Genomic DNA, 14,487 nt, shown 5'->3' with positions numbered 1-14,487 from the left:
CACGTAGCCAAGTCTCTCCGAGGCTTGTATCCAAAGCCCACGGCCTCGGAGAGGCCGGGCGACGTGGTGCACACGCGAAAGTCGCGCAGTCCTATCGGGATCGCGAAACGCTCATGCGGACGTACCGGCCCCCCATAAAAACGCGGCCAATTCTCAGCATCAGATTCAGGTTGATTTGATCGCCGGTTGAGGGATCGCGGGAAGTATCGACCAAGCGCTACAATGACGTCGTCAATCACCTGGATTTCCCAGGTCGCCCGTCATTCCCAAAGGTTCACAGCGTCTTGCCCGTCCAATCCGAACGCTTCTCCACCGCGCCGATCAGCCGTCTGGTCGGGTTTGATGTCCAGCCGCCGGCTGATCCGGAATCCGGCACTCCGCTGGGTCATGCGGTCGTGCGAATCAAGTGTGGTCCCCAGCACCATAACCCGATGGGCCGGGTGCACGGTGGCCTGGTGTCGGCGTTGGCCGATGCGGCGATGGGGATCGCTTTCGGCCGCACGCTGTTGGAAAGCGAAGACTTTTCGACGATCGAGATGAAGATCAACTTCATCCGGCCGGTCAAAGACGGCTTGCTGACCGCGACCGCAACGGTGGTCGAACGAGGCCTGCGGATCGGTTTTGTTCAGTGCGACATCACCGGTCCCAAGGGCAAGCTGGTGGCCACCGCGACCAGCACCTGCACGGTGTTGTCCCAGTCCTGATCACGTTTTTCGCCACGACGAATCTCATCGCACACCGGCGACGGCGGTCAAGCCCGGCAACCTGGAGTGTCTGGGAAGTGGGGGTCCGAGGATTTTCCAGCGCGAATTGATCCAAATTCGCCTTTCGGATCGGGGAAACATCCTGCTAGTTTCCCGCTGTGGCGGCGGATCGGATCTCCGTGGCCAATCCGCAGGCACGTGCCGCGGATCCACCGGACTTTGCAGTCAACACAACGGGCGTCAAGGATGATGCGACACGCAACGGTCATGGCGATGGCCTTTCTGACCTGGCACGGCATGACAGCCGGCTTTACCGCACCGGCCCAGACGGCGAATCAGCCACAGGAGCGGATCGCTTCGGCATCGCGATCGGGCGGTCAACAGTCCCCCGACCAAAACAACGCACTTGCACCCTTCCAGTTGTCCGCGGCCGAACAAGCACGCTTGGACCAAATCCTGGTGGCTTGGGAAAAGCAAAGCGGCAACACCAAGACCTTGGAATGCACGTTCCATCGTTACCACTATGACACCGCATCGGCACCGGCCGGCATCTATGCGTCGGCATCGCTGGGTCAAATCAAGTACGCCGAACCGGACAAGGGTCTGTTCCGCGTCGACCAAAAGGTGTTCTACAAAGGCATGGAAGGCGGCAAGCCACAACACGCCGCCATCGATGGCCAGTTCGGCGAACACTGGGTTTGCAACGGCAAAGAGCTGTTGGAGTTTGACCGCAGCAACAAAGAATGCCGCATCCAAGCGTTGCCGCCGCAACTGCAGGGTGCAGGAATTATCGACAGCCCGCTGCCGTTCGTTTTCAACTTGAAAGCCAACGACATCAAACAGCGTTATTGGGTCCGCCAAGTGATGGCCCCCAAGCCCGATTTGATCATGATCGAAGCTTGGCCGAAACGTCAGCAAGACGCGGCCCAGTACAAGCTGGTTCAAATCGTGTTGCAACAAGACACGTTCTTGCCGGCCGGTTTGGTGATGTACGCCCCGAACTATGACGCTCGCACCGCGCCGCACCGCGACATCTACGAATTCAGCAAAGCGACCCGAAACGGCAGCATGAACCGGTTGAGCAACTTCATGAACAACTTCATCCCCGAAAAGCCGCCGTCGGATTGGAAGATCCACCGCGACACATTCACGCCGGGCAACTGATTCGCGTCGGGAATTTTCTAGGTCGGAACCCTAGGTCTCAGACGGACCAGGCTACGTCCTCAAGCGACCGGCCGGTTGGCTATACTGAACGCCGCATGAAGCCGCATCGTTCCACTGGATCGATGCGGTTGTTTCGTGTCCCACCTGCTGTGCCGACCACGGCACGCCAAGCGTTCCGCCCGCCAACTTTCCATCGACGGTTTCATCGTGCCCAAGATCTCTTTGCTCTCGGTCTTCGCGGGGCTCGCCCTTTGCGTCCTGCTGCTTCAAAGCATCACGACCGCCGACGACCAATCGCCCAAGAAACCCAACGTGTTGATGATCGCCATCGACGATCTGAACGATTGGGTCCAGCCGCTGGGCGGACACCCGCAAGTCAAAACGCCGGCGATGCAACGCCTGGCCAGCCGCGGGGTCACGTTCACCAACGCCCACTGCCAGGCACCGCTGTGTAACCCCAGCCGCACGTCGATCATGACCGGTCGCCGACCGACGTCCACCGGCGTTTACGGACTGGCGCCGTGGATCCGCAACGTCGACGAACTGGCGGACTTGGTAACAATGCCCCAATACTTTTCCGCAAACGGATACAAGACGTTGCTGGGCGGAAAGATTCATCACGGCGGACACGGGCGCGGCAAAGGATCCGATGCCGAAGCCGACGTGTGGGGACCGCCAGCCCGTGTCGGCGCCAAACCCGAAAAGAAGCTGATCCCGCCGACACCGGGCGGTGATCACCCGCTGATGGACTGGGGAACGTTCCCGCACCGTGACGAAGACAAAGGCGACTGGGTGGTCGCGTCTTGGGCCGTGGATCAACTGGACCAGCTGTCCAAGTCGTCCGACGAACCGTTCTTTTTGGCCGCCGGATTCTTTCTGCCGCACGTGCCCTGTTATGTCAGCCAAAAGTGGTACGACATGTACCCATTCGAATCGCTGACCATGCCGCCGATGCCCGCGGGCGATCGCGACGACACACCGATGTCATCGTGGTACATCCACTGGGACCTTCCCGAGCCGCGGACCAGTTGGCTGCGCGAAAACAATCAACTGAAAAACCTGACACGGTCCTACCTGGCATCGGTCAGTTTCGTTGACAGCCAAGTCGGCCGCATCTTGGACCAGCTGGACGCCAGCGGACTTTCCGATTCGACCATCGTGGTGTTGTGGAGCGACCACGGATACCACATGGGTGAAAAGGCCGTTTCGGGAAAGAACACCTTATGGCAACGCAGCACGCGAGTGCCGTTGATCATCTCCGTTCCCGACGGATTGACCAAACATAAGGTTGCCGCCAACGTCAAATGCGAATCGCCGGCGGAGTTATTAGATTTGTATCCAACGCTATGTGAATTGACCGGCTTGTCGGTCCCCGAGGGTCAAGAAGGTTTAAGCCTGGTTCCGCAACTGAAAGACCCCGCCGAAGTTCGCGATCGTCCGGCGATTTGCACGCACAATGCCGGCAACCATTCGGTGTGTGATACGCGTTGGCGTTACATTGTTTACGCCGACGGCGGAGAAGAATTGTACGACCGGGCTGCCGACCCTCTGGAACACCGAAACCTGTTGGCCGGCGATAACGATCGATCGCAATTCGATTCCGTGGTGCAGCGTTTGTCGGCGTACCTGCCGGAAACGGAAAAACCGTTGGCCCCGGGCAGCGCGCACCGCATTTTGGAAAAGCGCGACGACGGTTTTTATTGGCAAGACAAAAAGATCGTCATGGAAGACTGGGTGCAATAGCCCCAACCGGAAATCGCGTTCTTAGAAATCGATCGAATCGGCGATCGGCATCAGAAAGATTTTGCCATCGCCGATCTGTCCTTCCGTCCCCGTCTTGGCGACCTTGCCCAGAGTTTCCAAGACGGATTCGATGTCTTGATCACTGACGACCATTTCCAGAATAATTTTCCTCAGCAGGTCGACCTTGTATTCGTTGCCACGAAAGCTGGGACGTTGACCACGCTGGCGGCCATAGCCGGTCGCATCGCTGATCGTCAAATTCTGGACGCCCAATTCGGCCAGCGCATCACGCACGGTCGACAGCTTGGTCGGTTGGATCACGGCGCGGATCAAATGCATGACGTCGGCTCCTGTGCGGACGAAGTTTCCAGCGACCGATTGATCGCATCGACCATCGCTTGCGTGTCGATCGCTTGGGCGTGCAAGGATGCCAAGTCGTCTTCGCCGATCAGCGTTTCGGTCATGCGAATCTCTTGATGCCCCTCAAAATCCAACTGGTCGACCTTGCCCGACGCGTCGTGGATCCAACACCGTGCGGGCTTGTCCGGCCAAGGTCGTGAAAAGTCGTCACAGATCAGGGACGCGTCGCTGCCGGCGATTTCAAACCACTTGCGCGTCGCGGTATCGTAGCCGCAGGAAATGGTGGCCGACAGATCGTCATCGAATCGCAGGACCGCGGTACAGCGGATCGGCACGTCGCCACGATAAACGGCCGTCGCCATGACATCGCGACAAGGTTTGCCAAATGCAAAACGTGCGACGCCACAAGCGTACCAGCCCAAATCCAAGACGCATCCGCCGCCCAGTTCACGCTGCAAGCGATGTTCGCCGGATTGGAAGGGTTCAAAGAATGAAATCGCCACGCTGATATGACGTACCGTTCCCAAACGGCCGCCACGGATCAGATCTGCAAACGCGGCGGTGCGAGGATGATGCAGCCAACCGGTCGCGTCCAGCCAGCGGACACCGTGTTGCCGGCATGCGTCATTGATCTGGGCGACTTCGGCGGAGTTCATCGCCAGCGGTTTTTCGCACAGGATCGATTTACCGGCTTCGGCGGCCGCCACGCACCACTGGCGATGCAGCGACGGCGGCAAGGACAGATACACCGCGTCGACGTCATCACGGGACAACAGGTTTTCGTAACCCTGCACCGCTTCGGCGATCGCGTACTGTGACGCGCACCACTGGGCGCGCTCCATCGTGCGGCTGGCCACCGCGGTGACTTCGCAACCCGAGGTCGACTGAATGTCGGCGACCAAGCGGCGGGTGATTCGGCCGGTGCCGATCAACCCGAATCGGGTCGTTGAAGCAGATTCCTTGGTCATGATTCCTGTGCCGCTTTGAAACGCTGTCCGTTTTCCACGTAATGCTGCATGTTGCTGGTGATACGATCGCGATCGTCTTCGGTGACGTCACGGATCACTTTCGCCGGCACACCGACGGCCAAACGACCGGCGGGGATTTCCGCACCCTCGGTCACCAACGCTCCGGCGGCCACGATCGCGCCGGCGCCGACTTTGGCACCACTTAAAACAATCGCGCCGATGCCGATCAACGCGTCGTCTTCCACCGTCGCGCCGTGGACGACCGCACTGTGGCCGATCGTGACGCGACGCCCGATTTGACAAGGCAATCCGCGGTCGGTGTGCAGGACCGACAGATCTTGGACGTTGGAATCTTCGCCGACAATGATCGGTTCCAAGTCGCCACGCAGCACCGCGCCGAACCAGACGCTGACGTTTTTGCCCAAGCGAACGTCACCAACGACTGTGGCGGTGTCGGCGATGAAGGCGGACGGATCGACCAAGTCAGCGTTGTATCGGGTGGGATCAGACATGGATATTTAGGTGGTCGGGTTGGCGGGCCACGGGTGCACGGACGGCCTCGGGTCGGGGTTTTCAGCCGCCAAGTATCCTCGGACGGGCTGCCCAGAGACCAGGGGGGCCTGCGCGGGGTTGATCCGCCGCCACAATCCGATCGCACAATTGACGAATGGGCCCCGGCGCGTTGTACTCGACCAACTTTCCCAGTGCTTGACCGCCCTTGGGGCGATTCACCGACAGTTCACCACACGGAAGCCGAACGCGAACGAATGGCGAAGACCGATCCCACGCAGACCATTCGCGTCAAAGGGGCCCGAGAGCACAATCTGCGTGACGTCGATCTGTCGATCCGCCGCGGCGAATTGGTGTGTTTCAGCGGCGTTTCGGGCAGCGGCAAATCATCGCTGGCGTTCGACACGTTGTACGCCGAAGGCCAGCGTCGATATGTCGAAAGTCTCAGCAATTACGCCCGGCAATTCATGGGCCAGATGCCCAAGCCGGACGTGGATCTGGTATCCGGGCTGAGCCCGTCGATTTCGATCAGCCAAAAGTCGACCGGCAACAATCCGCGATCCACCGTCGGCACGATCACGGAGATCTATGATTTCCTGAGGGTTCTGTACGCACGGGTCGGCAAGAGCTATTGCCCGCGGTGCGACGTCCCGATCGCGTCCCAAACGCACGACGCGATCGTCGGCCGGATCGCCGAAGCCCCGATCGACGACACGCTGTGGATTTTGGCTCCGCTGGTTCGCGGCAAGAAGGGCGAATTCAAGGACCTGTTCGAAGACCTTCGCAAACAAGGCTTCACCCGCGCCCGGGTCGACGGCGAAACAATCTTGCTGTCCGAACCGCCACCGCTGGACCGTCATTCACGACACCACGTGGAAGTCGTCGTGGACCGCATCCCGCCGGACGATCGCGACCGTGGCCGGTTGGTCGAAGCGGCACAGATGGCGACGCGTCTGGGCGAAGGCACGATGATGGTGTCGTTGACCGACGAGAACGCTGCACAAGCCGGCACGGTCAAAGACGACCGGTTGTTCAGCATTCAAAGTTCGTGCCCGTCGTGCGGCACCAGTTATCGCCCGCCGTCACCGCAACTGTTCAGCTTCAACAGCCCCCAAGGGATGTGCGAATCTTGTGACGGGCTGGGCCGACTGTACACGTTCGTTCCCGAATTGTTGGTCCCCGACGAAAAGCTGTCGGTCCGCAAAGGCGCCATCGTGCTGCTGGGCAAATGGGGCGACATGGGACGGTACCGACGCCACATCTATCGCGACGCGGGGCTGGCCCTGGACCATCGCTTCGGTTTGGAAAAGGGCACAATGCTGGAAGGCAAGTGGCGCGACTTGCCCACCGAAGCCCAACACGCGTGGTTGTGGGGCATCGACGAAGACCTGGAGTTCACGTGGCGGGGCGGTCGCAAGTCACGTAAGTACGTCGGTCGTTTCCGCGGCTTCATTCCCGAACTGCTGGAACGGTACAAGACGACGCGCAACAAGATGCAGTTGCGTCAGTTCGAAAAATACATGAGCCGGATGGATTGTCCGGACTGTGAAGGCCGACGTCTGAACCGCCAAGCGTGCGGCGTCCGACTGGCCACACAATCGATGCGTTTGACCAAGCCCGATCGGACAGCGGAGTACTCGCTGCCCGAATTGTGCGAACTGTCGATCGACGAACTGGCCGAGTTTTTCATTGACGTCGATCTGTCGCCCACCGATGCCCGGATCGCCGCCGAAGCCTTGAAAGAAATCCGTTCTCGGTTGGGCTTCTTGTTGGGCGTCGGACTGGATTACCTGACCCTGGCACGCACCGCGCCGACGCTGTCCGGTGGCGAATCGCAACGCATCCGCTTGGCCGGCCAGATCGGTTCGGCCTTGGTCGGCGTGCTTTACATCTTGGACGAACCGTCGATCGGTTTGCACGCCCGCGACAACGACCGGCTGATTGAAACGTTGCTGCGTCTGCGCGACGCGGGCAACACGTTGATCGTGGTCGAACACGACGAAGACACCATGCGGGCATCGGACACAATCGTCGACTTTGGTCCCGGCCCGGGCGTCAAAGGCGGTCGCGTGGTGGCCGCCGGCAACATCGACGATGTGACGTCATCGCGTCGCAGTGTGACGGGGCAATTCCTTTCGGGCAAGCGTCAGATCACGCCGCCGGAAACGCTGCGCGAAATTTCCGACGACGCACAGCTGACGATCCGTGGTGCTCGCTTTCACAACTTGAAAAACGTCGATGTTTCGATCCCGCTGGGCACGGTGACTTGCGTGACCGGCGTGTCGGGCAGCGGCAAGAGTTCGTTGATCGGCGGCATCCTGGAACCCGCGCTTCGCCGCGATCTGAACCGTGCCGAAAGCGAACCGGGTGAACACGATGCGATCGAAGGCATCGATTTGCTGGACAAGACCATCGCGATCGACCAATCGCCGATCGGCCGCACGCCACGCAGCAATCCGGCAACGTACGTCAAAGTCTTTGACGAAATCCGCAACCTGTTCGCTCAACTGCCCGAAGCGAAAACACGCGGCTACAACGCCGGTCGGTTCAGCTTCAATGTCGACGGCGGTCGCTGTGCGGCCTGTGACGGCAACGGCGCGAACAAGTTGGAAATGGATTTCTTGGCCGACATCTGGGTCACTTGCCCGGTTTGCGGCGGGCGTCGCTACAACCGCGAAACGCTGTCGGTCACCTTCAAAGGAAAATCGATCGCCGATGTTCTGGAAATGGACATCAGCGAAGCGTTGGATCTGTTCATCAACGTCCCCAAGATCGCGGAAAAGCTGAAGACGCTGGTCGACGTCGGCCTGGAATACCTGAAGCTGGGGCAACCGTCGCCCACACTTTCCGGCGGCGAAGCTCAACGGATCAAGCTGTCGCGTGAACTGTCCAAACGCGAAACAGGTCACACGCTGTACGTGCTGGATGAACCCACGACGGGTTTGCACTTTGCCGACATCGAACTGTTGCTGAAAGTCATCCATGGCTTGGCCGATCGCGGCAACACGATCGTGATCGTTGAACACAACATGGACGTCATCAAGACCGCCGACTGGGTCATCGACTTGGGCCCCGACGGCGGAAGTGGTGGCGGCACCGTCGTCGCCGAGGGCCGTCCGGCCGACGTGGCCAAGGTCGCCGAAAGCCACACCGGTGCGGCACTGGCCAAAGCGATGGGGATCAAGCGGCGTGGCAAAAAGACGAAATCCAAATCGACGTCCGGCGGCACCGCTCTGGCCGCACCGTCGGCCAAGGCTCGCACGCACGTCGTGGTTCGTCATGCCGAAGAACACAACTTGAAATCGGTCAGTGTCGACGTCCCCCGCGATGCGATGACCGTGTTCTGTGGCCCCAGCGGCAGCGGCAAGACGTCGCTGGCGATGGACACGATCTATGCCGAAGGTCAACGACGCTATGTCGAATCGTTGTCGTCCTATGCCCGGCAATTCATCGGCCAAGTGGAAAAGCCACACGTCGAATCGATCGAAGGCTTGTCGCCCGCCGTTGCACTGGAACAACGCAACCTGGGCCATTCACCGCGCAGCACCGTCGGCACGGTGACGGAAATCTATGACTACTTGCGGATCCTGATGGCACGGCTGGGCACGATGCACTGCCCCGACTGTCAGCAACCGGTCGGCACTCAAACGCCCGACCAGATCGTCGACAAGGTCATGGCGTTGCCCGCGGAAACCAAAGCGTTGATCTTGGCCCCGATCGAAGTCCAGGCGGGTGAAGCCAGCTTGGACACCTGGGCGTCGCTGCGCAGCACCGGATACCACCGCATCCGCGTCGACGGCAAAACCATTCCGCTGGAAGACGCCCCCGCACTGGACCCACGCAAACGCCAAGTCGTCGAAGTCGTTGTGGACCGGGTCGTCATCCGCGACGACGAAGTTTCGCGGATCAGTGACAGTGTCGAACAAGCGTTGTCGCTGGGCGTCGGCGTGATGCGAGTCGCCATCGTGCACGCCGACCGCGATGAACCCAACTGGGACGTCCAAACCCACAGCCAACATTTGGTGTGCGGCTGTTGCGGACGTTCACTGACGCCGGTGTCGCCGCACCACTTTTCGTTCAACTCGTCGATCGGTTGGTGCCCACAATGCGAAGGCTTGGGATCACAAACGGGGACGAATCCCGCAGCCTTGTTGCGTTCGCCGGGGATCAGTTTGCGTCAGGGCGTCTCGTTGCTTTGGCCCGACGTGGCCAAGCCGTTGTCGGTCGCCATGATGCGGGCTTTGTCACGCACGACCGGCATCGATATCGACGTGCCGTTTGACGAACTGAAAGTCGTCCAGCGACGCCAATTGTTCCACGGAACCGGCGGCATTTGGGTGGAGGTCCGCGCCGATGACTTTGACGAACCCGAAGACGCCACGGCGATCCGCCCAGCCGGTGGTTCATCGGTGCTGTTCCGCTATCAATTCAAAGGTTTCTATCCGGCGCTGGCCGAAGCGGCGCGATTGACGCCGGGACTGCGTGGCAAGCTGGAAAGCTTTACCGACGAAATTGCGTGTTCGGCGTGCGACGGTTCACGGCTGCGTGACGAATCGGCGGCCGTTCGGTTCCGCGATTTCACAATCGCCGACCTGGTTCACCAACCGCTGGACAGGCTGAGCGAAACCGTGACCGCATGGAAGCTGGACACACGCGAAAAGAAGGTCGCCGGCGAACTGGTTCGCGAGATCAAATCGCGTTTGAGCTTCTTGCTGGACGTCGGACTGGATTATTTGACGCTGCATCGTGGTGCGGCCACGTTGTCCGGCGGCGAAGCCCAGCGGATTCGGCTGGCATCGCAATTGGGCAGCGGTCTGTGCGGCGTGCTGTACGTCTTGGACGAACCCACGATCGGATTGCACCCGCGCGACAACGACCGGCTGATCGGCGCACTGCATCGCTTGCGCGACCTTGGCAACACGTTGCTGGTGGTCGAACACGATCACGACGTCATCGCGGGCAGTGATTACTTGTGCGACTTCGGCCCCGCTGCCGGACGTCACGGCGGCCGCGTGGTTGCTCAAGGACCGCCGACCGATATCCAACCGGCCGACCAAAGTGTTACCGCGGGATTCATCGACGGCAGCCGACAGATCCCCGTCCCGCCATCGCGACGTCCGGTCATCGTGGGCGATCAACAAGCGGTCAAGTTCTTGAACGTTCGCGGTGCCCGAGAAAACAATCTCCGGGGCATCGACTTGGAACTGCCGTTGGGCGTGCTGACGGCGATCACGGGCCCCAGCGGCAGCGGCAAGAGTTCGCTGATCGATGACATCCTGTACCCCGCCCTTGCACGACGGCTTCACCGTGCCCGCGTGCGTGTGGGCAAGCATGATACGATCGAAGGCGTTCGCTACATCGACAAAGTCATTCGCGTCGACCAATCACCGCTGGGCAATTCACCGTCCAGCAATCCGGCCACTTACACCGGCGTCTTTGACGAAATCCGCACGCTGTTCGCCAACCTGCCCGATGCACAAGAACGTCGGCTGACCGCACGATCATTCAGCTTCAACGTGTCCGGTGGCCGCTGTGAAGGCTGTGAAGGCACCGGCCAGCGTCGGATCGAAATGCATTTCTTGCCCGACGTCTGGGTGGAATGCGAAGACTGTCAGGGCCGGCGATACAACGACACCGTGCTGGAGGTCAAATACCACGGCCATTCGATCAACGACATTTTGAATCTGTCGTGCCGCGATGCGTTGGACGTGTTTGCCGGCCAAGCCAAAATCATTCGCATCGTGCAAACGTTGTGCGACGTCGGGCTGGACTACGTCACCCTGGGCCAATCCGCACCAACGCTGTCCGGTGGCGAAGCCCAGCGGGTCAAGCTGGCCGCCGAACTTTCGCGTCCGATGGTGGGCAACACGCTGTACCTGTTGGACGAACCGACCACCGGGCTGCACTTTGGTGACATTGCCAAACTGGTGCATGTCGTCCAGCGGTTGGTGGAAGTCGGCAATACCGTGGTGATCATCGAACATAACATGGACGTCATCAAATGCGCCGACTGGATCATCGATCTGGGGCCCGGTGCGGGGGTGGACGGCGGACAAATCGTCTTTGCGGGCACCCCCGAACAGATGGCCGATACGGTGGATGCGAAAACGATCCGCAAGGCACGTGGCGGCGGCAAAGCCAAGAAGACTTCGCGGCGTCGCCCCGGCAATCGATCCGCGTCGAAAACCGCGACCAGCGTCACGGCGCCCTATGTCGCCAGGGCACTTCTGCCAGCCAAAGAATCCGAGCACCAGCTGCTCAGCGATTCGGCGATCCGGGACACGCACCTGTCCAATGGCTTGGTCGACGATTCGACATACGACGTCGTCGCCGAAGCATCACCGGGCAACGATTCGGATTCGGACGCGGTCACCGATGGCGATTCCAAACTGCGTGTGGATCCCCCCGCCGGTGCGGAAGCCATTTTGGAACCGTGGCGGGCGCTGGGCCGTCGCTGGCATTCTTTGAAGAAAGGGTTTCCCGATCACCAAGGTCCACAGTGGCCGATCGAATTGGCCGAACAGACGCTGACGATGCTCGAACGCATCGCGGGAGCCGAACGTTTGCGGTTCGAGGCGGCGGATCGGGTGAAAGTCACCGATCCCAAAGGACGCATCTGGGGGTTATTGAAGACCAAGTCGCCGGAGTCGCTGCAGTTAGAAATCCGCGGACCGTCCGATTCTTTTACGGCAGACATTGTCTCTGCGATCGACACCAGTGACCCAATCCGCCCCCGTGGCAAGGACAAAGCCAGCGTGACTTTGAACCTGACCGACCCGAAGCATGTCCGTAGTCGTAAACTACGATCGTTCTTGAAACATCATTTCGAGTCACGCTTATGACCACCGTGAGCGGCAATCTGCTGCAGACGATCATCGCCGACCAAGACCTTTCGGATCGTCTGGCCGCAATGCCCGCCGATTCCAAAACGGTTTCGCTGTCCTTCGTCGCCACCCACCCGACTTTTTCTCACCCGGCATGGCAACGCACCGGTGATTCGGCCGATCACACCGAAACGCACATCATTCCCGAGGGTGCGGCCGACGCCCCACCCACCGATCCGTTCGACATCGAACAATTCATCCGGTCGCAAGCGGAAAACAACGTCCCCATCCGCCGGGTCGCCACGCTGGAACAGGGCAAACGCCACGACGCGGAATACCGACTGGTCGGAAAACTGGGCAGCGGCGGAACGGGCATCGTCTACCAAGCACACCAACGCGCGATCGATCGCGAAGTCGCGGTCAAGCAATTGCGGGATGACCTGAGCCGCGACACGCAATCGCGCGAACGGTTCATCACCGAAGCTCGCGTGATCGGCGGGCTGGATCACCCCAACGTGATCGCCCTGCACGAACTGTGCATGGACGATCAAGGCCGCCTGTTTTATTCGATGAAACGCGTCGACGGTTCCAGTTGGGACCAGCAGATTGCGGACATGTCGATCGAAGAAAACCTGCGTGTCCTGCTGCGCGTGGCCGACGCGATCCGATACGCCCATTCACGCGGGCTGGTACACCGCGACATCAAACCCGAAAACGTGATGCTGGGTCGATTCGGCGAAGTCTTATTGGCCGACTGGGGGCTGGCGATCAGCCACGGTCCGACCGATGCGATTGATCGCGAAATCGATTCCACGATCGGCGGCACGCCCGCGTACATGGCACCCGAATTGGCGATGGGCGACACGTCCAAAGTCAGTTTCCAGACCGACGTCTACTTGTTGGGCGCAGTGCTGTTCCAAATCTTGACCGGCCAAGCACCGCACCACGGCGAAACGCTGTTGTCGTGCATCCACGCGGCGGCCAACAACGTCATTCGCCCGACGGACGTCGAAGGCGAATTGATGGACGTCGCCATGCAAGCGATGGCAACTCGCCCCGCCGACCGCCACCAGGGCGTCGAAGCCTTCATCAGTGCGATCGAAGACTATCAAGTTCATCGCCAAAGTGTTTCACTGGTCCGGCGTGCCGAACAGATCCTGCACGATGCACAAGACAATGCACCGGAGCAGGGAAAGCGTTCGTACGAGCCGTACCGTTTGGCCGATGCCATTTTGAACGAAGCGGTCCAGGCGTGGCCGGGCAACAAGCGTGCGCATCGCGCCCAGACCGAACTGCATCGACAATTCGCGTCGATCGCGGCGTCCAACGGCGATTTGGACTTGGCCATTTCGCTGTACGAATCCTGTGGCGACGGTGAATCGGAAGTCGCGATGCGTTTGCGTCGCCAGCGAGATTTGCGCAACGACCAGGCCGACCGTGAAGCCCGTTATTCGGCTTTGTTCACGCGGTCACCCGAAGCCGGTTTGTTGGTCCGCATCACCGACGGCGAGGTTTTGGAGGCGAACGAAGCGTTTTCGAGCCTGTTGGGCTATGACGTCAGCCAGATCGTCGGAGCTCGGATGCCCGAGTTGCAGATCTACAAGTGCCCGGAAAAACGGCGCGAGTTTTTTCGGCGGCTGCAAAAATCCGGCAAGGTCGACAACTTCGAAGCGGTGTTCTTGCGGCGTGACGGTTCGGAAATCCATGTGTTGATCAGCGCAAGGTCGATCGAACTGGGCGACGAAAAGGTCGTGATGTCGACGATCCGTGACATCTCGCTGCGCAAAGACGCTGAAAATGCGCTGCGTCAAAGTCGTTGTCGTCTGCGTGACCTCCAGCGTTTGGCCGGCTTGGGCACCTGGGGCTTCAACGTGATGACCGAAGAAATCAGTTGGAGCGAGGAGACGTTTCGCTTGGTCGGCCGTGACGTTCGCAGCGGACCGCTGTCTTTCGAAGCGTACCTGTCGACCATCCACCCAGATGATTCACCGCACCTGCGTGAAGCCGTCAAGCAATCGGTCGAAAGTGGGACGGCGTTTGAAATCAATTTGCGTCAGGGAACGATTGGCGATGTCGAAAAAATGCTGCCCGTCAATCAGCGTGCCTATCGACCCGCGATCGCACGCGGTCAACCGTTGTTCGACGACGAACAAAAAGTGATCGAGATTTACGGCGTACTGATCCCGATCGGCGCGGCGACCACGTAACGCCATC

At 60.2% G+C, this 14,487-nt stretch carries 8 protein-coding genes; 5 read left to right on the top strand and 3 right to left on the bottom strand.

Going from position 1 to position 14,487, the window contains the following annotated elements; all coding sequences use genetic code 11:
• Positions 1-284 precede the first annotated feature (284 nt).
• The 3 genes from Mal65_RS12275 to Mal65_RS12265 all read left to right on the top strand — a co-directional run bounded on the left by Mal65_RS12275 (position 285) and on the right by Mal65_RS12265 (position 3,611).
• On the top strand, positions 285-704 hold the full coding sequence (locus tag Mal65_RS12275; RefSeq protein WP_145297856.1) for a PaaI family thioesterase: 420 nt from the start codon (positions 285-287) through the stop codon (positions 702-704).
• 246 nt (positions 705-950) lie between these two features.
• Positions 951-1,868, top strand: a complete 918-nt coding sequence (locus tag Mal65_RS12270; protein WP_145297853.1) for a TIGR03009 domain-containing protein — start codon at positions 951-953, stop codon at positions 1,866-1,868.
• Positions 1,869-2,075: 207 nt separating this feature from the next.
• Positions 2,076-3,611 carry a sulfatase gene (locus Mal65_RS12265; protein WP_231131353.1) on the top strand — a complete coding sequence of 512 codons (1,536 nt, stop codon included), beginning with the start codon at positions 2,076-2,078 and terminating at the stop codon, positions 3,609-3,611.
• 21 nt (positions 3,612-3,632) lie between these two features.
• Here Mal65_RS12265 and Mal65_RS12260 read toward each other — a convergent pair whose 3' ends face one another.
• From Mal65_RS12260 to Mal65_RS12250, 3 genes are read right to left on the bottom strand one after another with little or no spacing between them, the layout of a single operon-like run.
• Positions 3,633-3,950 (bottom strand): P-II family nitrogen regulator, encoded by a 318-nt coding sequence (locus tag Mal65_RS12260; protein ID WP_145297850.1) that lies wholly within the window; start codon positions 3,948-3,950, stop codon positions 3,633-3,635.
• On the bottom strand, positions 3,941-4,939 hold the full coding sequence (locus Mal65_RS12255; RefSeq protein ID WP_145297847.1) for a Gfo/Idh/MocA family protein: 999 nt from the start codon (positions 4,937-4,939) through the stop codon (positions 3,941-3,943). Before Mal65_RS12255 ends, Mal65_RS12260 begins: the two co-directional genes overlap by 10 nt.
• Positions 4,936-5,451, bottom strand: a complete 516-nt coding sequence (locus tag Mal65_RS12250) for a gamma carbonic anhydrase family protein (protein ID WP_145297844.1) — start codon at positions 5,449-5,451, stop codon at positions 4,936-4,938. The genes Mal65_RS12255 and Mal65_RS12250 overlap by 4 nt, the downstream gene beginning before the upstream one ends.
• A 255-nt stretch (positions 5,452-5,706) precedes the next feature.
• On the opposite strand from Mal65_RS12250, the gene uvrA reads away from it, so the two are divergent.
• Both uvrA and Mal65_RS12240 read left to right on the top strand, forming a co-directional pair.
• Positions 5,707-12,291 (top strand): excinuclease ABC subunit UvrA, encoded by a 6,585-nt coding sequence (gene uvrA / locus Mal65_RS12245; RefSeq protein ID WP_145297841.1) that lies wholly within the window; start codon positions 5,707-5,709, stop codon positions 12,289-12,291.
• Complete coding sequence (locus Mal65_RS12240; protein ID WP_145297836.1) at positions 12,288-14,480, top strand: protein kinase domain-containing protein; 2,193 nt, start codon at positions 12,288-12,290, stop codon at positions 14,478-14,480. Before uvrA ends, Mal65_RS12240 begins: the two co-directional genes overlap by 4 nt.
• The last annotated feature ends 7 nt before the right edge of the window (positions 14,481-14,487 follow it).

The sequence above is a fragment of the Crateriforma conspicua genome, assembly GCF_007752935.1.
Taxonomy (GTDB): Bacteria; Planctomycetota; Planctomycetia; order Pirellulales; family Pirellulaceae; genus Crateriforma; species Crateriforma conspicua.
Note: the sequence above shows the minus strand (reverse complement) of the source record. Positions and strands in the feature narration are given on the sequence as shown.